Raw genomic sequence first — 22,237 nt, forward strand, 5'->3', positions numbered from 1 at the left:
CTCCCGGCTATTTCTGCACAACCTCAGCCACCGGCGCCTTAGGCTTCATCAAGCTGAAATCAATCAACCCTTTGTGCTGGGTTTCATAAGGATTGCCAATCAACAGTGGCCGAGCCTTGAAGTCATCGCTGACCAGGCTCTTGCTACGGTCCAGCTCATCAAAGCTCAAGCCCGCCATATCTGCCCAAGTGTGGATCAGGTGAGAGCTGCTATAGGGCCGTGACAGGTCGCCGGCAAAGTTCCAGTCGTGGGTTTCGCGCCATTTTGGCGAGGCCCAGGCCATGAATGGAATGGTGTACATCGGCGCGGTCGGCTTGGCTTCGTTGCGGCCCAGGGTGTTATGGCCCACCGAATCGAACACGTCTTCACCGTGGTCCGACAGATACAGCAAGAAACCATCCGGGTCAGTCTTGGCAAAGTCCTTGATCAGGCTGGACACCACGAAATCGTTGTACAGCACCGCGTTATCGTAACTGTTATAGGTCGCGACTTGATCGTCACGTACGCCTGCCGGAACGCCCTGGCGGTCAGTGAATTTGTTGAACGTCGGCGGATACCGGTACTGATAGCTCATATGGGTACCGAGCAGATGCACCACGATCAGTTTGCGCGGGGCGCTGTCGGCCAGGGCTTTGTTGAACGGCTCGATCACGTCGCCATCGTACTGCGCGGCGTTCTGGTTGCGGTTGTTATTCAGGTAGACCTGCTCATCGGCCTGTTGGGAGAAGGTCGTGAGCATCGTGTTGCGCTTGGTCATGGTCTGCTGGTTGGTGATCCAGAAGGTCTTGTAGCCAGCCTGTTTCATCATGCTCACCACCGATGGCGTGCTCAGGTACAGGTCCGGGTTCTCTTCGTCAGCGAATGTCAGCACCTGTTGCAGGGCTTCGATGGTGTAGGGGCGCGGGGTGATGACGTTGTCGAAAACCGAGAGCTGGTCCTTGAGCTTGTCCAGCTCCGGTGTGGTTTCCCTCGGGTAGCCGTAGAGGCTCATGCGCTGGCGGTTGGTGGATTCGCCGATCACCAGCACCAGGGTTGCCGGCTGGTTGGCCATGGTGTCCTTGAGGTTGCTCAGGGGCTTGATCTTGCTGGCGCTGTGCAGCATGCCTTGCATGTTCTCCAACTGCTCGCCATAGCGACGATAAGCCACCAGCATTTGCCATGGCACAGCGGGTTCGATGCGATCTTCGAATTTTTCCAGGCCGCCGGCGAAGGTGCCGGTACGCAGGGTTTGCTTGATCAGAGGATAGCCGACCACCGCCACCATGATCACGACCGCTGCCACCAGTGCCTGGCCGCGGGGCAAGTACACCGGACGCAGACGAGTCCAGAGCCAGTACCCGACAGCGGTGTGGGCCAGGAAGGCGGCGACCATCCACCAGGCAAAATATTGAGTCATGTACTCGCCAGCTTCAGACACGTTCGATTCGAACATGATGAAGATGACGCTTTGGGAAAACTCCTGCTGATAAATGAAGAAATAACCCAGGCTGGCCATGGAGCAGGCCCACAGCACCACGCCGATCAAGGCGGCGAGTACGCGCGTACGGGCGGGGAATAGCAGCATAGGCGCGAGCCACACGGCACTCATCACGAACGCCTGGCGAAACCCCGTGAAGCCGGAGGTGTCGGTCAGCAGAATGAGTAACTGGGTAATGCCCGAGAAATACCAGAAAAACAGAAACAGCCAGCCGAATCCGGCCCAGTCGAAACTTTTCGCAGTCGTTTTGCTGCGTTTGAACAAACTCATCAAGCGCTCCAGCCTTCATTGGCGAAGCCTTTGGCGCCCGATTGGCGTCCATAGGCATACGCCGAACTATTTTAAAAGGCCGGGAGTATCGCGGTAGGGGTGTGAAAACTTTGTGAGTTTTTTGCAACAAAAGATGACTCGGAGGCGAATCACCAGGGGAATTTGTCTGGGGTGAGGGGATTTATCCCCGTCGGGTTGCGCGGCAACCTAAGATCGCCGATCTGTCTGGCAGGCCGAACGCACAGGCTCGAGACCGTCAAGCGGTCAAAGTAGAGGGATAAGCCCTCTGTCACGAGCGTACCGGTCGGGTTTACAGGGAAGTGACACCGATGTAGCCGGGGTCACTTCCTGATGCCGTGCCTCTGGGGCGCGGTTACCGGGCCAGCGCCTGGCTTTGGTGGGGGAGCTGTGCGTGTTGCAACTGCATGCGCAACTGCATCACTTCATCAAGCAGTAGATCACGCTCTTCCTTGAGTAAGCGTAATTCGTCGCGACGAATGGTCACATAAAGGGTTTGGGGAGGACGTGCGGTAACGACAGGGCCCATTGCTCACCTCGCAAATGGCTACATCAACTATAGAGATGTCGCCAGCTTTTTGGTCGACACCTCTACTATCGGCGCCGATTCTGATTTCTTTTGCCTGTGATTGGAACTTTTTTATTTTTCATGGTCGCTGTGTCTTCGGCCGGATCTTGAGCGTTACCCCTTGTGATCGCTCGAATTACCCGGAAACTATGCAGCAATGCTCTGGACTAACCTCCATTAGTCGATAGTGTTAAATCTTTGACACACCTTTATTTGTAGTAGGGAGCATCAGCACATGCAACTCGGGATTATTGGACTGGGCCGCATGGGCGGCAATATTGCACGGCGCCTGATGCTCAATGGGCACACCACCGTGGTCTACGACCGCAATGCCGCTTTTGTCGAAAACCTGAGCCAGGAGGGCGCCACAGGTGTTACCGATCTGCCGGCATTGGTGGCCGGCCTAGAGAAACCGCGCGCGGTCTGGGTCATGCTGCCGGCCGGCGCACCCACCGAAGACACCATCAACGCCCTCAGCGAATTGCTTGAGCCGGGTGATGTGGTCATCGACGGCGGCAACACGTACTACAAGGACGACATTCGTCGTGCCAAGGCCCTGTTGGAAAAGGGCCTGAGCTATATCGACGTCGGTACCTCCGGCGGTGTTTGGGGCTTGGAGCGCGGTTACTGCATGATGATCGGCGGTGACGCCGAAGTGGTGAAGCGCTTGGACCCGTTGTTCGACAGCCTGGCCCCTGGCATGGGCGATATCCCGCGCACCCGCGACCGCAAGTCCGACGACGACCGTGCCGAACGCGGCTATATCCATGCGGGCCCTGCGGGCGCCGGGCATTTTGTGAAAATGATTCACAACGGCATCGAGTACGGCATGATGCAGGCCTTCGCCGAGGGGTTTGACATCCTCAAGACCAAGTCCAGCGAAAGCCTGCCAGCGGAACAGCGTTTCGACCTGAATGTCGCCGATATCGCCGAAGTTTGGCGGCGCGGCAGCGTGGTTTCGTCATGGTTGCTGGACCTGACCGCCGACGCGTTGGCCAGCGATCCGAAACTGGACGGTTTTTCCGGTGAGGTCGCCGACAGTGGAGAAGGGCGCTGGACCATCGAGGCGGCCATCGAGCAAGCGGTGCCGGTCCCGGTGCTGTCCAGTTCGCTCTTTGCCCGTTTCCGCTCGCGCCAGCAAAGCACCTATGGCGACAAAATGCTCTCGGCCATGCGCTTCGGCTTTGGCGGCCACGTGGAGACGCCGAAAAAATGACCTCGATCGCCAGCAAATCCAAGGCAGAACCCGCGCCGCCGACCACGCTGTTCCTGTTCGGCGCCCATGGTGACCTGGTCAAGCGTCTGCTGATGCCGGCGCTTTATCATCTCAGTCGTGACGGTCTGCTGGGCGATGGGCTGCGGATCATCGGAGTCGACCACAACGCCATCAGCGATGTGGACTTCGCCAAAAAACTCGAGGACTTCATCCGTCAAGAAGCGGTGAACAAGGGCGGCGATGCCGAGCGAGCGCTCGACCCGGCGCTGTGGGCCAAGTTGGCCAAGGGCATCAGCTACGTCCAGGGTGATTTCCTCGATGACAGCACGTACCAGGCGCTGGCGGCGAAGATCGCCGCCAGCGGCACCGGCAATGCGGTGTTCTACCTGGCGACCGCACCGCGCTTTTTCAGTGAAGTGGTCAGCCGCCTTGGTGCGGCCGGGCTGCTTCAGGAGCAGGAAGGTGCCTTCCGGCGGGTGGTGATCGAAAAGCCGTTCGGCTCTGACCTGCAAACCGCCGAAGCACTGAACGCTTGCCTGCTCAAGGTCATGAGCGAGAAACAGATTTATCGGATCGACCATTACCTGGGCAAGGAAACGGTGCAGAACATTCTGGTCAGTCGTTTCTCCAACAGCCTGTTCGAGGCGTTCTGGAACAACCACTACATCGATCACGTACAAATCACCGCTGCCGAAACCGTTGGCGTGGAAACCCGTGGCAGTTTTTATGAGCACACCGGCGCCCTGCGGGACATGGTGCCCAACCACCTGTTCCAACTGCTCGCGATGGTGGCCATGGAGCCACCGGCCGCCTTTGGCGCAGACGCGGTGCGTGGGGAAAAAGCCAAGGTAGTGGGGGCGATTCGGCCCTGGTCGGTGGAGCAGGCACGCGCCAACTCGATACGCGGTCAGTACACCGCCGGTGAAGTGGCTGGCAAACCGGTCAACGGTTACCGCCAGGAAGCCAACGTGGCCGCCGACAGCAGCACCGAGACCTACGTTGCCCTCAAGGTCATGATCGATAACTGGCGCTGGGTAGGCGTGCCGTTTTACCTGCGCACCGGCAAACGCATGAGCGTGCGGGACACGGAAATCGTCATCTGTTTCAAGCCGGCACCCTACGCGCAGTTCCGTGATACCGAAGTCGATGAACTGCAACCTACGTACTTGAGAATCCAGATTCAACCCAATGAAGGCATGTGGTTCGACCTGTTGGCCAAACGGCCGGGGCCGGCACTCGACATGGCGAATATTGAATTGGGCTTTGCCTATAAGGACTTCTTCGAAATGCAGCCGTCCACGGGTTACGAAACCCTCATCTACGATTGCCTGACCGGTGATCAAACGCTGTTCCAGCGTGCCGACAACATTGAAAACGGCTGGCGCGCCGTACAACCCTTCCTCGATGCCTGGCAGCAGGACGCCACGGTCCAGCCCTACAAGGCCGGGGAAGACGGTCCATCGACCGCCAATGATTTACTGACCCGCGACGGCCGCGTCTGGCATGGCCTCGGATGAGTGATCAACTGAAGCACCCCATCCGTTTTTTGCTCAGCGACATGGACGGCACATTACTGCTGCCCGACCACAGTCTCAACCAGCGCACCATCGAAGCCGTTCGCTCATTGCGTGAGGCCGGAGTGCTGTTCAGCCTGGCCACTGGGCGCCCGCCCCGGGCCATGTTGCAGCAGATCGAAGCCCTGGGCGTCGACCTGCCCACGGCGGCGTTCAATGGCGGTACGCTGGTGCATCCGGACGGCAGTTTCCTCGCCGTGCACTACCTGCCACCTGAGGCGGCCCTGACCACCCTGGCGTTGTACGCCGATCAACCCGGCATCGAGGTCTGGGTATTTGCCGACGGTGACTGGCTGGTGCGCGACGCCAACGGTCCGATGGTGCCGGTGGAAACTCGTGGCCTGGGTTATCCGCCGGTGCAGGTCGACAGCTTTGAGCCCTACCTGGAGCGGATCGACAAGATCGTCGCCACCAGTGCCAATACGGATTTGCTGGTTGAGCTGGAGGCCCGCTTGCACCCGCTGCTCAAAGGCCAGGCCCAGGTGTCGCGCTCGCAGCCGATCTACCTGGACGTGACTGCGATGCAGGCCAACAAGGGCGAAGCGCTGTCGACCCTGGCGAAGTACCTGGGGGTGCCGCTGGAGCAGACGGCGGCCATGGGCGACGGTGGCAATGACCCGGCGATGTTTCATCGCGCGGGCTTGTCGATTGCCATGGGGCAGGCGGAGGAGGCCATCAGGCGTCAGGCCGATGTCATTACTGCAGCCGTTACCGAAGATGGCGCGGCCCTGGCGATCGAGCGGTACGTCCTGCCGCGATAGCCCGCCCAATCTCCTGTGGAAGCGAGCTTGCTCGCGATAGCGGTCTGTCATTCAACATGAATGCTGGCTGAAGGACCTCATCGCGAGCAAGCTCGCTCCCACAAGGGTTATAGCCAGTAAGTCACCGCATACCAGCCCAAGCCACCCATCACCACGGTGTAGGGCAAGGCCATCCAGACCATCCGGCCATAGGACAGGCGAATCAGCGGTGCTATCGCCGAGGTCAGCAGGAACAGAAACGCGGCCTGGCCGTTGGGCGTGGCGACGCTGGGCAGGTTGGTACCGGTGTTGATAGCCACCGCCAGGGTTTCGAACTGTTCGCGGCTCATGTGCCCGGAGACGAAGGCTTGCTTGACTTCGGTAATGTAGATGGTCGCGACGAACACGTTGTCGCTGATGGCCGACAGCAGGCCGTTGGCAATGAACAGCATGCCCGGTTGCTGATCGGCGGGCAGGGCCAGGACCCATTGAATCAACGGCGTGAACAGCTGCTGGTCATGAATGACCGCCACCACCGCAAAGAACACCACCAGCAACGCGGTGAACGGCATGGCGTCCTTGAACGCATTGCCGAGCCGATGCTCGTCGGTGATGCCGGTGAACGCGGTAATCAGCACGATGACCATCAGGCCGATCAGGCCGACTTCGGCGATGTGCAGCGCCAGGCCCACGATCAGGATCAGCGCGGCGATACCTTGGACGATCAGCGCAGCACGTTGACGTGAGGTGCGTTCGCGATTGTCCTGCTCGGCGTAGTCGGCCAGCACGGCGCGCACGTTTTCCGGCAGCAACGTGCCGTAACCGAACCAGCGCAGCTTTTCCAGCGCCACGCACGTCATCAGCCCAGCCACCAGCACGGGCAGCGACACCGGCGCGACTTTCATGAAAAAGTCCGCGAAATGCCAGCCCATTTCATGGCCGATCAGCAGGTTCTGTGGTTCACCCACCAAGGTGCATACGCCACCCAGGGCAGTGCCCACGGCGCCATGCATCAGCAGGCTGCGCAGGAAGGCCCGGAACTGGTCCAGGTCCGCATGATGCAACGACGGCAGGTCGTGGTCCTCATCGATGCTGCTGTCCTGGCGCGGATCGTTGCCCGAAGCCACACGGTGGTACACCGAATAGAATCCCACCGCGGCACTGATGATCACCGCCGTGACGGTCAGTGCGTCGAGGAAGGCCGACAGGAACGCTGAGAGAAAGCAGAACATCAGAGCCAGCAATGCCTTGGAGCGCACGCCCAGGAGCAGGCGCGAGAACAGGAACAGCAGCAGATCCTTCATGAAGTAAATGCCGGCCACCATGAACATCAGCAGCAGGATCACCGGAAAGTTATGCAGCAGTTCGTCGTACAGCGCCTTCGGAGTGGTCATGCCCAGCAGCAGGGCTTCGACCAGCAACAGTCCGCCGGGCATCAGCGGGTAACATTTAAGGGCCATGGCGAGGGTGAAGATGAACTCCACGACCAGCATCCAGCCGGCAACCACCGGGCCCAGGGTCCACAGCACCACGGCATTGAGAATCAGGAAAGTGATGATGCACGCCTTGTACCAGCGCGGGGAGTGCCCAAGAAAGTTGTGCGCGAAAGCTTGAGCCATTGGACCGGACATCGGCTGCTCCTTTTAATTAGAAGCGCGCAACTTGCCGTAAGAGATGGGGAATATCAAGCGTAGGAATAAATACCGCCACCCGCGGTAATTCGGCTCAGGCCCAATACCGTGTCACCACCGCCCGATAGTTGCCGTGGAGCGAGTAGCCCCCGGCCAGGATTTTTCCGTCAGCCTGCACGGCGACGGAGGTGGCGGTGTCCAGGCTGTAGCCGAGTCGCGTGCGAACCCAGCCTTCGCCCAGGCCAAAGTCGGGGTCGAGCCTGGCGTCTGGCAGGTGTCGGGCAAGAATGAAATCGGTCTCGATGCCGCCGATGGTGGCGCCGACGGTCACCAGTTTTCCGTCCGGCTGAACCTCGGCGGCGGTCCATTGGCTGGCGCTGTGTCCGATCTCCAGGAGCCGGCACTGGCCGTGGTTGCAGTGACGGTCGGGTTTGCCGTCCTGGTGCACTTTGAAGGACAGGCAATGCATCGGATCGCGACTGCTGCCGAACGCCTGCAAATCGCCGTTTTTATGCTGGACGATTTGGCTGATCATGACGCTGTGCCCTTGCGTCATGATCGACAGGATGCCGTCCTCACCAAAGCTGTCATCGAGTTTGCCGCTGGGATCGTAGCGAGCCATCAAGCCATGTTGAGGCAAGTCGATGGCGCCACCCACCACGATGTTGCCATCGGCCTGGAGTGTCAGGCAGCCCAGCCAGGTGTTTTTCAGTAAGCGCCGGACCATCACAAAGCCGCGACTGTTGAACGAGGTATCCAGTGCGCCATCGGGCAGCAACCGGATCAGGACGCCGACATGGTCAGACAGTTGGTAATGATGGTTAGCCAGCAGGAGTATCCGGCCATCGGCCTGCACGCACATGTCACAGGCTTCAAGGCCCGGAACGCCGGGTGGCAACCATGGGTCGCGCAGGCCTTGGGAGAGATTGCCGCAGAGTCGGATGACCTGTCGCCCGGCGTTGCCGAAGCTTTGGACGGCACGGCCCTGGGGGTCGAACAGCGCCAGGGCCGGAAGGGTGTGGTCGGTGCTTTCGTAATGCAGGCCTGACAACAGGATATGCCCGTCGGGCAATTCAATCACTTTGCCTGCGGTTGCTTCGAAGTCGTGTTCAAAAGAGCCGATGACACAGCCGCAGGTTCCAAAGCCCGGATCGGTCGAGCCGTCGTGATTGAGCCGTGCCAGCCCGAACCGGCTGCCGTGGGCCGTATCGACCCTGGCCGCCACCAGGATCCGCCCGGCGTGGTCGATGGTCAGCCCTGTGGTCAGGCTCGAAGTGCTGTCGGCGAAATGAACCCAGGCTTTACCGCTACCGGCAAAGCCTGGATCAAGTTGCCCGGCGTGAGCCGCAGCCAAAGGGACCGCAAACGCGGATTGATCGAGCATGCATGCCTCTCCTTGCGCGTCGACCGGCCTGGAAGGGCGCGACGACTGCATGAGGGCAACATTCAATCCTTGAACGAGACAGTGCACAACTGTCAGGTTCTACAGAAACAGGGGCGATTCGTGCCATAACGATGGCTTTTCGACCCAATACCAAGTCTTCAATCAATAGCGGGCTTTATCGCCGCGTTATTCAGGCATGGACCAGGATTGCAGTTTGTAACCTTCCTGGCTTAATTCAGCACGGGCCTGTTTCAACAGGTTGGCCAATTGGGTGGGGTCGGTATAGGCGCTGCTGGGGATCTGAGTGCGGCCAATATGCGTATTGGTGCGGTCGATGACGGTCAGGCTCAGTTCGCCGTTACCGTCTTGTGGAGCCCAGGCCACGCATTGGAAAGGACGGAATGCGCGGTCGGCAATCAAAAGAGCTTCGTTGATACGGAGCGGGGCGTTCATGGCATTTTCTCTTAAGTGTGCCCAATCAAATGATCTGCCGTCGGTTGGGCGTACCGTGCGGCTGGTTACTTGTACTGATGTCCGCAACAGGGGGGCAGGTCACACAATCCTTAAATAAATTTCGACTTTCTTTCAGACAAGGCTCGCGGGCTTTTGTTTGAAAGCTGCATGAAAGATTTAACGGGCAGTAACTAACGAACGCTTACTTATAACCGTTTTAGGGCTATCTCGATAATCAATTGATACAAGGGTGTGTCAAGTTCTTGCTACTGTTACATGCAGGTTCGCCAAACGACTGTTTCTACTCATATTTCTTAATTTTGGCGCCAAGGATCAGTCATGATCGAAGCCAGTACGTCCCGCCGTCTGCTCGTGGTTGATCCTTGCGATGATTGTCATCGCCTGTTGCCGGGTTTACGTGCCATCGGCTGGGACGTCGACAGCTGCTCGCTCGAACATGCCGGTGATCGGACCTGCGACGTGGGGCTCTTGCGGTTGCAGCCTTTTCACCTGGAGCGCCCGGAAGCGGTCAAGGAATTGATCAGCCGCAGCGGTACCGAGTGGATCGCTGTGCTCAGCCAGGAAGTGTTGCGCCTGCAAAACGTGGGTGATTTTGTCTGCGAATGGTTTTTCGACTTCCATACCTTGCCGTTCGACGTTTCCCGGGTCCAGGTGACGCTGGGGCGGGCGTTTGGCATGGCCCGCCTGCGGGGGCAGGGCTCGATTCACATCGATCAGCCTGAACATGAATTGCTGGGCGATAGCAAACCGATTCGCGAGTTGCGTAAGTTGTTGAGCAAATTGGCGCCTGCCGAGTCGCCGGTGTTGATTCGGGGCGAGAGCGGCACTGGTAAGGAGCTGGTGGCGCGCACACTGCACTTCCAGTCCCATCGTCGCAATAAGCCGTTCATTGCCATCAACTGCGGGGCCATCCCGGAGCACCTCATCCAGTCCGAGTTGTTCGGTCACGAAAAAGGCGCCTTCACCGGCGCTCACCAGCGCAAGATCGGGCGAATTGAAGCCGCCAACGGAGGCACGCTGTTTCTGGATGAAATCGGCGATTTGCCGTTGGAGCTACAGGCCAATCTGCTGCGTTTTTTGCAGGAGAAACATATCGAGCGGGTCGGTGGCAGCCAACCGATTGCGGTCGATGTGCGGGTATTGGCGGCCACTCATGTGGATTTGGAGGCGGCCATCGAGCACAAGCGTTTCCGCGAGGATCTCTACTATCGCCTGAACGTGTTGCAGGTAGCGATGGCGCCATTGCGTGAACGCCATGGCGACCTGTCGATGCTGGCCAGTCATTTTTCCCATTTCTACAGCCAGGAAACCGGCCGCCGGCCTCGAAGTTTCAGCGAAGATGCGTTGGTGGCCATGGGCAAGCATGATTGGCCGGGCAACGTACGGGAGCTGGCCAACCGCGTCCGTCGCGGCCTGGTGCTGGCTGAAGGGCGACAGATCGAAGCCCGCGACCTTGGCCTGGCCAGCCAGCACGGCGTCGTTGCTCCGATGGGCACCCTCGAGGACTACAAGACCCGCGCCGAGCGCCAGGCGCTGAGCGATGTGCTCAATCGACATAGCGACAACCTGAGCGTGGCGGCCAGGGTGCTGGGTGTGTCCCGGCCGACTTTTTATCGTCTGCTGCACAAGCATCAAATTCGCTAAGCCAAGCCTGCCTTGCACATGCCATAAATGTGGGAGCGAGCTTGCTCGCGATAGCGGTGTATCAGTCACAATCATGTAACTGAACGACCGCTATCGCGAGCAAGCTCGCTCCCACAAGGGCCTTGTCAGGCCCTGATCTTGCGCTAGAAGTAATACGGAAACTTCAGGCTGAAGGTGAAATCCGGCGCATCGTCGGTCAGCCCGATGGACAGGTTGGGCACGATGGTCAGGTTGTCGCTGGCTGCCACGGTCATGCCGATGTTGAAGTAGCCGGCATTGGCGTCGCTGGAGACCACTGATTCCCAATCCCCGCCGTCCTGCTTGAGCTTGCTTTTCTTCTGTATCAGGTCAGAAACCGAGAACGACATGCTCATCTTCTCGTTCAAGGCAAAGGCGACGCCCGCGCCGATCTGGAAGCTGTCGCCGATGCGCACCTTGCCCGGTATCTTCTGGTTGACCGTTGAGCTGATATCGTCGAACGACTCTTCAAGGTTATGGGTATAGGACAGGGTGCCGAACAGCACGGCCGGGTCGAAGGTCTTGACCAGCGAGAGGCCGGGGGTGATCGACCAGACGCCGTTGCCGGTGGGCAGGTCGTCAGGCACGAACAGGTTGGTGTTGGCCTGGGATTGGCGCAACTTGATGCCGAACGGCTCCTTGCCGGTAGGCGCCTTGACGCGCAGGGTGACCACCGCGTCCGGGGTGTTGATCGATTCATCCATGAACTTGTAGGCGACGCCGAAGTTGACGTCGCCGATGGTGGGGTCGCGGGTAACGGTTTCTTCGCTGGTGACGCCGGCAGCTCCATTATTGGCGCCTCCCGACTGATAGGTGGATTCGCGGTAGACCACCGGCACGTTAAGGTCGAACTGCCAGCGGTTGTCGAAGTTGTAGCGGCCGGTCAGGTCCAGCGTCCAGGTGTCGGCCTTGATCCGGTCCAGGTTGATGTTGCCCAGGAAAATCGAATCCAGGGCCAGGAAACCGTTGAGGATCAGTTGCCGCGTGTCGTAGCGCGAATAGGTCACGCCGGTTTCAAAGCTGAATTTACCGCCGCCAAAGAAGCCGCTGGCCTCGTCATAGAGGTTGGAGACGCTCTGGGCCGGTTGCGAGTCATCGGCCAGGGATTGCCCATAGCCGCTGCCGCCGGCCGCTGCCGCACCGCTGCCGGCCACGGTCTGGTTGCCTTTCATGTCGGCCGGGGATTTGGCCAGGCGCTTGGGCGGTGGGGTGGCGGGTTGATCCTCCACTTGGCGGACTCGCTGTTCGAGCACCGCCAGGGCTTTTTGTTGGACCTCGTATCGTTGCTTGAGCTCGAGTAGTTCCTGTTTCAGGGCCTCGATGTCAGCGTCCGGTGCCGCTTGCAACACGGTCGCCGGGAACAACGTGCTTAAACACATTACAGCGCGCAACGATACGGATCGATACATGAAATATGCCGTCCCTATTTGCCCAATGATCGGAAACCAGCGTAGTTCAATAACCGAGGTTACGAAGGCCGCGTAGTTGGGTCAGGTTGCAATCCAGTGCACCGGCAGTGGGCCCGTTGTTGTTCAGCACTACGTTTAGCTGCGTCATGTTGTTGACCAGGTTGCTGTTGCCCAGCAGGCGGGTGTTTTGCAGCAAGCCACCCTGGGCGACTTGTTGCAGCGTACTGCCCTGGTTGTGGTTGGCCTGGATCGCCATTTGTACGCCGCTGCCGGTGGCGGTGACTGCAACGCTGCCGGCGGCATTGCTGCCGCTGATGGTCTGGCCGTTGGTCAATAACTGGCCTTGGGACGGCACCAATGCGGGCGCTTGGCTGCTCTCCTTCACGTTGATGCTGACGTTGTTGTAGGCGGTGTTGCCGTCGCCGGCGGCACGCACGCTTTGGGTCACGCCCTGGCCGCTGCCAAGACCCGCGCCACCGGTGATGTTGCCGCTGCCCTGTTCCGGGGCGCTGCCGTTGCCGGTCTGCTTGATGGTCGAGACATAGAACTCGGGTTTGACGGTGGAGGCCTGGATCTGCATGGAACTGCTGGCGCCGATCAGGTCGCCGCTGGCGTTGCGCCAGGTGCTGCTCATGACAATGCCGAAGCTGATGACTCGACCGGGCATGACATAACGACCGCGCAGCTCGGCGAGCTCCTGGTCCTTGACTTCGATGGGTTTGAATCCGGCATGGGCATAGCCCGAGGCGGTCGCAGCCAGGCAGGCGAGCGACAGCCAATGTGAAGTTCTCATGTGTTGCTCCCGGAGCATCCTGCCCCTTGTAGTGCTTATTGTTGTTGGCAGTGGTCGGCGATTAAAAAAAGTCGCTCTGTATGAAGCCGAAATCCATCAGTTCTGCATCCCTGACCGGGTTGAAACCGTCCAGCTTGTTACGTGCCGTCAGCGGTTGCGGAGGGCTGCGCAATGCGTTGGTCTTGTCATAACCCGGACCGACGATGGCAAAGACGATGCCGTTCCAGCCTTTGACGAAGTCCTCGTGGGAGTAACGTTTGTGACCCAGCACCGGGTCGCCGATGTAGACCCATTGCTTGTCGGCTCGCTGCAACACCACGAAGTGCTTGTAGCCGCGTATTTCCATCAGGACCACCACCGGAATCGTCACCGCCTCGAGTTTCTCAGGCGGTATCCGGTAGCCCCGGGCGCGCATGCCGATGGTTTCCACGTAGCGTTTCATGTCCAACATGGAAAACCCTTGGGTGCGAACCAGGTTCTGGTCGGCATTGATCAGCATGCCCTTGATGACGTGTTCTTCATCGACATCCAGCCAATAGGCCTGGCGCAGCACCGTGGCCAGCGCGGCGGCGCCGCAACTGAAATCGGTTTTCTGCTCGACGATGTCGCTGAACTTACGCTCACGCACGCTTTGCACCGGTTTGTAGACCAGCATGCCACCAGGCAGGGCGGCGACTGGCATCTGCGCGGCTTCAGCTGCGCAGGCCATGCAGAGCAGCAGGGAAAGGGCAATCGTACGCATGATCGATACGCCTTGAGGGAGCCCTGGAAAAAAAGCCCCGTTTCCGGGGCTTCGTTTCATGCGCGCTTACATGCAAGCCTTGCAGCCGGCTGCGATGGACAGCGAGTTGCTCTGCTGGTTGCCCACGCCTGCCGACACGTTGGCGCCGCCGTTGCCGGAGAAGCCGTTCATGGAGTTGCTCATGGTGGCGTTGTTGATCACAGGGTTTTTCCAACCGTCGCGGGTCAGCACTTGCTGGGTGTTGCTGCCGGCCAGTTCGAAAGTGCCCACGGCGGAGAACTTGAACTTGTCGTCATCATGACCGCCGCCGTAGCCACCTTTGTTGCCCCAACCACCGTGGTCATCGTCTTCGACGGTGCCGGTGCCCTTGGCCTTGAAGGTGCCAGAAGCGGCGTAAGTGCTGGTGAGGGTGTCGGTTTTGTAGGTCCGCACACCTTTGTTGTCGACCACCAGGCCAGTGGAAGACTGGTCGGCCGAGGCGGAGGCTTGTGCGACGCGCCCCCCGGATACGGCGATGGCCAGGTTGTTTTTCTGTTGGTTGAAGTTACCGGCGGTCACGTTGATACCGATGTTGCCGGAGCCGTCGTTGCCCGCGTTGGTGAGCGAGGCGTTGTTTTGAGTCGAGTTGTTTTTAACGTAGTTGTTGTTATTGACTTGGGTGGCGCTGGAGGCGGCAACCGCCGAGCCGAAGATGAAGCTTTCGTCTGCGGTGGCCAGGGCGGCGGCGTTGTCTTGCTGGTTGCCGTCGCCGGCGGCGATGTTGGCGCCCATGTTGCCGTTGCTGCCATTGAGCGAGTCAGTGGATTCAGCGGTGTTGCGGGTGGCCTGGTTGGTCACCACGTTGCCATCGCTGTTCTGCTCATCCAGCACCGTAGCCCCAGCGCCGGCATTGATGGAGAGCAGTTGATCCAGCGTTGGCCCTTGCTGATGGCCATTGCCATGCCCGTGGCCGTTGCCGTGCCCGTTACCGTTTCCTCCGGCCTGTGCAGCCATTGCCATGACAGCGGCGAGAGCGAAAACCAATGGTTTGAGCGCCATTGTAGGTTTCATGGTGTTTCTCCTTGCGTGTCGTTGGTTAAGTGTCAGTACTTTCTTATGCTTGCTGTACCGAGTCAGTCAGCGACCCGGATACTCAGGGTGTTGGCCATTCGGTTCCCCACCCCGGCACTCTGGTTCACCTGAATCACCCCTCGGCTGCCGGTGAAGGCCTGGTCGCTGGTAACGACCTGGCGGCTGCCGGTTGGGGTGCCAGTTGCTCCTGAGTTCGGTAGCAACGCCACGTTCTGTTGCGAAAGGGCGCTGTCGTCAATGCTCTGCGGTTGGGCACTGATGCCCACTCGCATGACATTGGCCATCTGGTTGTTGGCCCCGGCGGACTGGTTGACGCCCAGTACTCCGTTGCCGTTGGTGAAAGCGTTGCCGCCAATACGGGCGGTTGCGTTCATGGAAGGGTTGGCCTGGGTGTCGAGGCGTTGCTGCACGTTGGTGGTGGCGTGCGCCTGGGTACCGATGGCGATGGCGCGGGTGTTGGTCTGCTGGGTCTGGTCGCCCGCTGCCTGGTTGATGTTGAAGTTACCGGTGTAATGGCTGCCGGAGTCCTGCAGGTTGGCGTTACTGATCACTGCCACACCTGGGTCGGCGAGCGCGATGGAACTGCCGAGCAGGGCAAGCAGAAACAGGGCCGGTTTCATGTCACTGGCCTCCCGCCAGCCGACCCAGTGGGGCCAGGCCGGAACTCAGTGAGCGGTTGATGGTGCCGGAGATCGCGCCACCACTGCCGCCACCGTGACCAGCATTCATACCCGGCATGCCGTTGGGGTTGGTGACGACATTCAGGCCCTGCACGCCGGTGTTCGGATTGAGGGTGTTGCGGATCGGCGAGCCGCTGGCGACGTTGGCGAATTCGCCGTCACTCAGTTCGGTGCTGGTGGTCGCTTGATTGATTCGATCGGAGGGGTTGGCGTTGACGGTGGTCGGGTAGGGGTCTTTGCCTCCGTTACGACCGATGTGAATGGGTTGCACGTCACGGTTGAGCACAATGACGCCGTTGCCCTCGGCCTGCACGGGGAGGCTGAGCGTCGCGCTGGCAGCGCAGCCGATCAACAGCAGACAGGTCAAACTTCTCTCGAAAGTTCCCACGGCATCGATTCCTTCTTCGGTGGGCTGGCCCTGGTCCAGCGTTGCGAAGAGAGGTAGAGCAGGTGTTGTGCCGTGTTTTAAAAAACTATAAAAATCAGAGGGTTGTGATTTTATGATGGCGTCGGCGGTGCGGATCTGTTTCATCCGTGAGACGGGGCTCATTGCCGCTAATGGCCGTGCGCTATCGCTTGGCTCTGGAACAAGGCCTGCCGGAGGGGTGTTTCAATAACTTAACAGCCGCGATGACAATCCCGTTGATCCGCTCTGGAGCCGGGTTTGCCGCGGTTGGGCTGTATCACGCATGAAACAACACAGTCTGGGTGACGATCAGGACTGCAGCAGATGAGTTACAGCTGCAAATACCTGATCCCGACGTTGCGCCCAGTCACCTTCAATCACCTGGAGGGGTTGCTGATGTCGGACCAGCCAATCCTTGAGCGCTTCGAAAAACTGCATCCGCTCTTCCAGCGCAGGCTGGCATCGCAGGCCGTCACCGGTCCATTCGACCTGTTCAGGGCTCAGCAGCAGGTGCACGTCGTAATGACGCGCCAGCAAGGCCGGCTCGAGCCAGGCTGGGCAATCATCGAACAGGGTCTGGCTCCAGAGGATATTGCTCAGTAGATGAGTATCGAGGACCAGCAATGCCGGTTGACGGGCACGGGCGGCGTCCTCCCAGGCCAATTGGCCGGTGGCGATGTCGGTGATGTCGGCCAGGCAGGTGTCGCGCTGGGTCTGTTCCATGAAGTGGCGAACGTATTCGTCCACCCGCAAACCGCCGAAATGCGCCTGCAATTGCGCCGCGAGCCAGCTCTTGCCGCTGGATTCCGGGCCGGTCAGCACCACCACCTTCATGCGCGCAGGGCCGGGTCGGCGCGCCATTCCCGCCAGCCTTGTACCGCCAACAGGGTGAACAGGGCGTAGAGCGCGGCCGTCAGGTGCAGGTCTTTGTAGATGAACAGGCCAACGAAGATAACGTCCAGGGTGATCCACAGCGGCCAGCACTGCACCCGCTTCTGTGCCATCCACCATTGGGCCACGAGGCTGAAACCGGTGAGCGCGGCGTCGAGCCAGGGCTGGGCGGCGTCGGTCCAGTGTGCCATGGCGGCGCCCAACAGCAAGCTGCCTGCGGCACCGATGGCCAGGCCGAGCAGCACCGATGGCCCACCCAGGCGCGTCACCTGGCGCCCCTCGTGATGCTGCCCGGCGCGGGTCCATTGCCACCAGCCATAGAGTTGCAGCACGGCGTAGATCACCTGCAGCAACATGTCCGAGTACAACTTCACCTCGAAGAAAATCCAGCTGTACAGCAACACCATGACCAGGCCGATCGGCCAGCACCAGGGGTTCTGCTTGACGGTCAACCAGACAGCGATCACGCCGAGGGCTGCGGCAAACAGTTCAAGCCCGGACATGGCGGTTCCTTGGGGAAGTAGAAGAGGGCGGGGATTGTAAACGTTATGGCGTGGGCAGCTCCAACTTCAATCTTGAATGCGCTGCTGTCATCGCGAGCAAGCTCGCTCCCACAGGGATTTGCAGTGGACGCTGAATTTGAGCCCAATACATAAACCCATGTGGGAGCGAGCTTGCTCGCGATAGCGATGGATCAGCTTGCATCGATGCTGAATGTGTTGCCGCCATCGCGAGCAGGCCCGCTCCTCTCCTACAGGTCTTAGACCCGGAACTGCTTGAGCAGCCCGTTCAGCTCTTCGCTCAGCGCCTTGAGCCGTGTGCTCGCCAGGCTGGACTGTTCGGCCGCCACGGCGGTGCTGTGGGACAGGCCTGCCGCTTGGGTGACGTTCTGGTTGATGTCTTCCACTACATGGGCCTGTTGCAGGGTGGCGCTGGCGATGGACGCGTTCAGGCTGTTGAGGTTGCGCAGGGCCTGGCCAATAGCATTGAGGCTGGCCCCCGCCAGGCCGGCCTGTTCGATGGTCAGCTGCGAGGCGCGGCTGCTGTCGCTGATGACCTTCACCGCGGCTTCGGAATGGTTCTGCAGGCGTTCGATCATCGCCTGGATTTCAGCGGTGGACTTTTGCGTGCGCTGGGCCAGCAGTCGCACCTCATCGGCTACCACCGCAAAGCCCCGGCCTTGCTCACCGGCACGAGCGGCTTCGATGGCGGCGTTGAGGGCCAGCAAGTTGGTCTGCTCGGCAATGGAGCGGATCACCTCCAGCACACTGCCGATCTGGGTGCTTTCGCTGGCCAGGGTGCGGATCACTTCCACGGCCTGGTCAATGGTCTGGGAGAGGCGGTCGATTTGTTGCAAGCTGCCGTCGATATTGACCTGGCCTTGCTGGGCCTGGGATTCGGCGTCACGCATTTCACTGGCGGCGTGTTCGGCGTTTTTCGCTACGTCCTGCACGCCATAGGTCACTTCATTGATCGCCGTGGCCACCAGTTCCATTTGTTGTGACTGCTGTTGGCTGCGTTCCTGGGCCTGGGCGGCGTCGTTGCCCAACTCGTTGGAGGATTGTCCCAGCGCGCTGGCCGAGGCTTGCAACTGGGTCACCACTTGCCGCAGCTTGGCGGTAAAGGCGTTGAAGTGCCGCGCCAGTTGCGTGACTTCGTCCTGGCCGTGGGTGTCGAGAGTGCGGGTCAGGTCGCTCTCGCCGCTGGCGATATTGGCCATGGCGTTGACCGTTTCCTGCAGGGGGCGAACGATGCTGCGCACAATCAGGGTCAGCAGCAGCCCCATGAGCAGGGTGATCACCAGGCCGATGACCGAAGCCTTGATCAGCTGGGATTGGAATTCGGCCTGCACGTCATCCACGTACACGCCCGAACCGATGATCCAGCCCCACGGCTCGAACAGTTTGACGTAGGAAGTCTTGCCCACCGGCGCCTCGGCACCCGGTTTAGGCCAGAGGTAGTTGATCATGCCGGCGCCCTTGGACTTGGCGATGGCAACCATCTCATTGAACAGCGCATAACCGTTCGGGTCGCGGATCGCCGAGAGGTTCTGGCCTTCGAGTTTCGGGTTGGCCGGGTGCATGACCATGACCGGCGTCAGGTCGTTGATCCAGAAATAATCAGTCTCGTTATAGCGCAGGCCACGCACGGCGCTGAGGGCCTGCTTTTGCGCGGCGTCGCGAGTCAGGGTGCCAGCTGTTTCCAGTCCGTGGTAATAGCTCAACACGCCACTGGCGGTCTGTACCACATGCTGGGTTTTCTGCACCTTGGCTTGATAAAGGTCGCTGTGGATCTGTTTAAGCATGAAAGCGCCCAACGTGAATAACATCACGATGGCCACGACCAGGATGAGCCACAAGCGTCGGCTGATCGACACACTGCGCAAGCTATTCATACGCTGTCACTCCGGTTTCTTGTTCTTGTCATAACGATGGTCGGCACTCTAGCGCCTGCCAGGTACGCGTGATTGACCTGAGTCACAACGCGGCAGCGTTATCAGGGCTTGTCTGATAGGATTTCGGCCCCGCAGCGCAAAACCTGAGCCCAACGTGATTTTTTCATTGGTTTTTCTTGAACGATCGCCGTTATCTTGCACCCGCTGCGTGCACCTGCATAACACTTGATTAGCAATGAGACCTGCACAAACAAGGTCTTTTTTGGGGGATGAATGGATTTGTGGACCGCCTTTTCGGCACTGATTCTTGGCGTGGTAGAAGGCTTGACGGAATTTCTGCCGATTTCCAGCACGGGGCACCAGATCATTGTCGCTGACTTGCTCGAGTTCGGCGGCGAGCGCGCGATGGCGTTCAACATCATCATCCAGCTGGGCGCGATCCTGGCCGTGGTCTGGGAATTTCGCCGTAAAATCTTCGATGTGGTGCTGGGTTTGCCCACTCAACCCAGCGCCCGCCGGTTTACCGCCAATCTGCTGATCGCTTTCCTGCCCGCCGTGGCATTGGGCGTGCTGTTTGCCGACCTGATCCACGAATACCTGTTCAACCCGATCACCGTGGCTGCGGCGCTGGTGGTGGGCGGCTTGGTGATGCTCTGGGCGGAGAAGCGCCAGCACCAGGTGCACGCCGAAACAGTGGACGAGATCACCTGGAAGGACTCGCTGAAAGTCGGCCTGGCCCAGTGCATTGCGATGATCCCCGGCACCTCCCGTTCCGGCGCGACCATTATCGGTGGGCTGTTGTTCGGGTTGTCGCGCAAGACCGCGACCGAGTTCTCGTTCTTCCTGGCGATGCCGACCATGGTCGGCGCGGCCGTCTACTCGGGCTATAAATACCGCGAATTGTTCGTTCCGGCGGACTTCCCGGTGTTCGCCATCGGTTTTGTCACGGCCTTTATTTTTGCCATGATTGCGGTCAAGGGCCTGCTGCGCTTCATTGCCAGCCACAGCTACGCGGTGTTTGCCTGGTACCGGATCGCTTTTGGCCTGTTGATCCTCGCCACCTGGCAGTTCGGTTGGGTGGATTGGACGGCTGCCAAGCCATGAATTCGGGGGCTCGCAAACACGCTGCGCGCGATACCGGTGGAGCCGTGCAGCATCTGCGGCTCAAGCTGATGGTGTTTGCCCTGCTGTGTGCCTTGCCACTGTTCGGGGCGCTCGTGCTCGGGCTGCGGGCGGTATCATGGGTGCCAATGATCGCCTACGGGGTCGTCAGTGCGGTGGCGTTCCTGCTGTACTGGAGCGACAAGCGCAAGGCCCGCACCGACGCCTGGCGGACCCCGGAGAACGTATTGCATGCCGTGGAGCTGGCAGGCGGCTGGCCTGGGGCACTGCTGGCGCAGCAGGTGTTTCGCCACAAGACCCGCAAGGTGTCGTTTCAAATGGCGTTCTGGTTCATCGTGCTGCTGCACCAGGTGTTTTGGATCGACCAATTGTTCCTGGGCGGCCACCTGCTGACGTTGTTCTGAAGGTCGCTACAGTAGCAAGCCGACCTGCGTGCGCTTGGGCAATTTGCTGACCACCAGTTGGTGAGAGCGCTGCAGCAAGCCACGCAGTTCATCGGCACCCAACGGGTAGGGCACTTCCATGATGACCCACTGGGCCCTCGCCAGATAAGGCGCCGGATGAATGCCCGGGCGGTCGCAATGACCGAGGAACAGATCCTTGTCGACCTTGAACGCCAATGAGTCGCCCCGCAGGCCCTGTAAGGCGAACATCTTGTTCCCAGCGATGGAGAACACTCGTACACCGCCCCATTTGTAGTCTTCCCGGGCGCCAGGCAAGCCCAGGCAAAACCGCGCGACATCCTCTTCGCTCAAGCTCATATCGTTCTTTCTCCACAGCTCTCAAAAGCTTCCACCAAATGATCGATCCATGCGCGTACCGCTGGTAGCACGCCGCGACGGTGGGGGTAGACTGCCTGCAGCCAGCCATCGGGCAGCGACCATCCGGGCAATAATTCCACCAGTGTGCCGTCCTGCAATTGCTGCTCGCAATACATACTGGGCAATAAGGTAAAGCCCAGGCCGGCGAGGACGCAGGCTTGACGTACGATGAAATCGTCGATGCCCAGGCGTGCTTCAAGGGCCAGTTCGGCACTTTGTCCGTCGGTCTTGAGCAGGCGCAGGTGCACCAGGCGATCGGCCTCCAACGCACCCAGCACGGGCAATAGCTTGAGATCCTCAGGGGTTTCGACCCGGCGCCCATGGACGAGCGCCGGGCTGGCAACCATGATCAGCCGCGCCTGGCGCAGGCGCCGGGTCATCAGCTGCGGGTCTTCGTCGCCGAGGTCGCGCACGCGCAATGCTACATCGATGCCTTCGCTGACCAGGTCCACACGACGGTTCATCAGGTTCATTTCCAACTGCACCTGGGGAAACTTCGCCAGGAATGTCGCGATCACGCCGGGCAGGATCTGGTGCGCCAAGCCTACAGGGCTGGAGACGCGCAGACGTCCCCGGGGTTCGCTGGACATGCTGGCCACCGTTTCATCGGCCATCTCGGCTTCCAGCAGCATGGCCTGGCAATGGCGCAGGTAGCGTTCACCGACCGCCGTCAGCTTCAACTGGCGAGTGGTGCGTTGCAGCAGGCGGGCATTGAGGCGTTCTTCCAACTCGGCGATACGCCGTGAGAGCCGCGACTTGGGAATGCCCAGCAGGCGGCCGGCGGCGGCGAAGCCACCGGCTTCGACGACTTTGGCGAAGTAGTACAAATCGTTGAGGTCTTGCATGTCGGCTCGATTGTCCTGTCAGTGGAACGAACTATCGCATTTTTACGG

At 60.0% G+C, this 22,237-nt stretch carries 22 protein-coding genes; 6 read left to right on the plus strand and 16 right to left on the minus strand.

The window, feature by feature from the left end:
- Positions 1–7: 7 nt before the first annotated feature.
- Together LOY70_RS13580 and LOY70_RS13585 are read right to left on the minus strand one after the other, a co-directional pair.
- On the minus strand, positions 8–1,747 hold the full coding sequence (locus LOY70_RS13580) for a phosphoethanolamine transferase CptA (protein WP_265037485.1): 1,740 nt from the start codon (positions 1,745–1,747) through the stop codon (positions 8–10).
- A gap of 373 nt (positions 1,748–2,120) precedes the next feature.
- Positions 2,121–2,294, minus strand: a complete 174-nt coding sequence (locus tag LOY70_RS13585; RefSeq protein WP_185045780.1) for a DUF6026 family protein — start codon at positions 2,292–2,294, stop codon at positions 2,121–2,123.
- A gap of 250 nt (positions 2,295–2,544) precedes the next feature.
- Here LOY70_RS13585 and gnd point away from each other — a divergent pair, with 250 nt between their 5' ends.
- Genes gnd through LOY70_RS13600 form a run of 3 tightly spaced genes read left to right on the plus strand, consistent with a single transcriptional unit; the run spans position 2,545 to position 5,884 of the window.
- Entirely contained in the window at positions 2,545–3,549 is a 1,005-nt protein-coding gene (gene gnd / locus LOY70_RS13590; RefSeq protein WP_265038046.1) for a phosphogluconate dehydrogenase (NAD(+)-dependent, decarboxylating), read from the plus strand.
- A complete protein-coding gene (gene zwf, locus LOY70_RS13595) occupies positions 3,546–5,066 on the plus strand; it encodes a glucose-6-phosphate dehydrogenase (RefSeq protein ID WP_265037488.1) in 1,521 nt (506 codons plus the stop codon). The genes gnd and zwf overlap by 4 nt, the downstream gene beginning before the upstream one ends.
- A complete protein-coding gene (locus LOY70_RS13600; protein ID WP_265037490.1) occupies positions 5,063–5,884 on the plus strand; it encodes an HAD family hydrolase in 822 nt (273 codons plus the stop codon). Before zwf ends, LOY70_RS13600 begins: the two co-directional genes overlap by 4 nt.
- A gap of 107 nt (positions 5,885–5,991) precedes the next feature.
- Here the strand turns inward: LOY70_RS13600 and nhaB are convergent, their stop codons facing one another.
- The 3 genes from nhaB to LOY70_RS13615 all read right to left on the minus strand — a co-directional run bounded on the left by nhaB (position 5,992) and on the right by LOY70_RS13615 (position 9,331).
- Positions 5,992–7,494 (minus strand): sodium/proton antiporter NhaB, encoded by a 1,503-nt coding sequence (gene nhaB / locus LOY70_RS13605; RefSeq protein WP_265037493.1) that lies wholly within the window; start codon positions 7,492–7,494, stop codon positions 5,992–5,994.
- Positions 7,495–7,588: 94 nt separating this feature from the next.
- Positions 7,589–8,878, minus strand: a complete 1,290-nt coding sequence (locus tag LOY70_RS13610; RefSeq protein WP_265037495.1) for a delta-60 repeat domain-containing protein — start codon at positions 8,876–8,878, stop codon at positions 7,589–7,591.
- Between the two features lie 186 nt (positions 8,879–9,064).
- Positions 9,065–9,331 carry a hypothetical protein gene (locus LOY70_RS13615; RefSeq protein WP_265037497.1) on the minus strand — a complete coding sequence of 89 codons (267 nt, stop codon included), beginning with the start codon at positions 9,329–9,331 and terminating at the stop codon, positions 9,065–9,067.
- 339 nt (positions 9,332–9,670) lie between these two features.
- On the opposite strand from LOY70_RS13615, the gene LOY70_RS13620 reads away from it, so the two are divergent.
- Positions 9,671–10,996, plus strand: a complete 1,326-nt coding sequence (locus LOY70_RS13620) for a sigma-54 dependent transcriptional regulator (protein ID WP_265037499.1) — start codon at positions 9,671–9,673, stop codon at positions 10,994–10,996.
- A gap of 143 nt (positions 10,997–11,139) precedes the next feature.
- Here LOY70_RS13620 and LOY70_RS13625 read toward each other — a convergent pair whose 3' ends face one another.
- The 9 genes from LOY70_RS13625 to LOY70_RS13665 form a co-directional block, all read right to left on the minus strand.
- Positions 11,140–12,423, minus strand: a complete 1,284-nt coding sequence (locus LOY70_RS13625; RefSeq protein WP_265037500.1) for a hypothetical protein — start codon at positions 12,421–12,423, stop codon at positions 11,140–11,142.
- Positions 12,424–12,469: 46 nt separating this feature from the next.
- Positions 12,470–13,216, minus strand: a complete 747-nt coding sequence (locus LOY70_RS13630; RefSeq protein WP_265037502.1) for a hypothetical protein — start codon at positions 13,214–13,216, stop codon at positions 12,470–12,472.
- 61 nt (positions 13,217–13,277) lie between these two features.
- Positions 13,278–13,958 carry a C39 family peptidase gene (locus LOY70_RS13635; RefSeq protein ID WP_265037504.1) on the minus strand — a complete coding sequence of 227 codons (681 nt, stop codon included), beginning with the start codon at positions 13,956–13,958 and terminating at the stop codon, positions 13,278–13,280.
- A 66-nt stretch (positions 13,959–14,024) separates the two neighbouring features.
- Positions 14,025–15,008 carry a heme utilization protein gene (locus tag LOY70_RS13640; RefSeq protein WP_265037506.1) on the minus strand — a complete coding sequence of 328 codons (984 nt, stop codon included), beginning with the start codon at positions 15,006–15,008 and terminating at the stop codon, positions 14,025–14,027.
- A 62-nt stretch (positions 15,009–15,070) separates the two neighbouring features.
- Positions 15,071–15,649 (minus strand): adhesin, encoded by a 579-nt coding sequence (locus LOY70_RS13645; RefSeq protein ID WP_265037508.1) that lies wholly within the window; start codon positions 15,647–15,649, stop codon positions 15,071–15,073.
- Position 15,650: 1 nt separating this feature from the next.
- Positions 15,651–16,097 carry a hypothetical protein gene (locus LOY70_RS13650; RefSeq protein WP_265037510.1) on the minus strand — a complete coding sequence of 149 codons (447 nt, stop codon included), beginning with the start codon at positions 16,095–16,097 and terminating at the stop codon, positions 15,651–15,653.
- Positions 16,098–16,424: 327 nt separating this feature from the next.
- Entirely contained in the window at positions 16,425–16,949 is a 525-nt protein-coding gene (locus LOY70_RS13655) for an AAA family ATPase (RefSeq protein ID WP_265038048.1), read from the minus strand.
- Positions 16,946–17,509, minus strand: a complete 564-nt coding sequence (pnuC, locus tag LOY70_RS13660; RefSeq protein ID WP_265037513.1) for a nicotinamide riboside transporter PnuC — start codon at positions 17,507–17,509, stop codon at positions 16,946–16,948. The genes LOY70_RS13655 and pnuC overlap by 4 nt, the downstream gene beginning before the upstream one ends.
- Before the next feature lie 257 nt (positions 17,510–17,766).
- Positions 17,767–19,401, minus strand: a complete 1,635-nt coding sequence (locus tag LOY70_RS13665) for a methyl-accepting chemotaxis protein (RefSeq protein WP_265037515.1) — start codon at positions 19,399–19,401, stop codon at positions 17,767–17,769.
- Between the two features lie 273 nt (positions 19,402–19,674).
- On the opposite strand from LOY70_RS13665, the gene LOY70_RS13670 reads away from it, so the two are divergent.
- Both LOY70_RS13670 and LOY70_RS13675 read left to right on the plus strand, forming a co-directional pair.
- Entirely contained in the window at positions 19,675–20,505 is an 831-nt protein-coding gene (locus tag LOY70_RS13670; protein WP_265037517.1) for an undecaprenyl-diphosphate phosphatase, read from the plus strand.
- On the plus strand, positions 20,502–20,927 hold the full coding sequence (locus LOY70_RS13675; protein WP_265037519.1) for a DUF1294 domain-containing protein: 426 nt from the start codon (positions 20,502–20,504) through the stop codon (positions 20,925–20,927). The genes LOY70_RS13670 and LOY70_RS13675 overlap by 4 nt, the downstream gene beginning before the upstream one ends.
- Before the next feature lie 6 nt (positions 20,928–20,933).
- Here LOY70_RS13675 and LOY70_RS13680 read toward each other — a convergent pair whose 3' ends face one another.
- Both LOY70_RS13680 and LOY70_RS13685 read right to left on the minus strand, forming a co-directional pair.
- Positions 20,934–21,284, minus strand: coding sequence for an MmcQ/YjbR family DNA-binding protein (locus LOY70_RS13680; RefSeq protein WP_123341316.1), 351 nt, complete (start codon positions 21,282–21,284; stop codon positions 20,934–20,936).
- Entirely contained in the window at positions 21,281–22,189 is a 909-nt protein-coding gene (locus LOY70_RS13685; RefSeq protein WP_265037522.1) for a LysR substrate-binding domain-containing protein, read from the minus strand. Before LOY70_RS13685 ends, LOY70_RS13680 begins: the two co-directional genes overlap by 4 nt.
- Between the last annotated feature and the right edge of the window lie 48 nt (positions 22,190–22,237).

The organism is Pseudomonas sp. B21-054 (genome assembly GCF_026016345.1).
Classification (GTDB): Bacteria; Pseudomonadota; Gammaproteobacteria; order Pseudomonadales; family Pseudomonadaceae; genus Aquipseudomonas.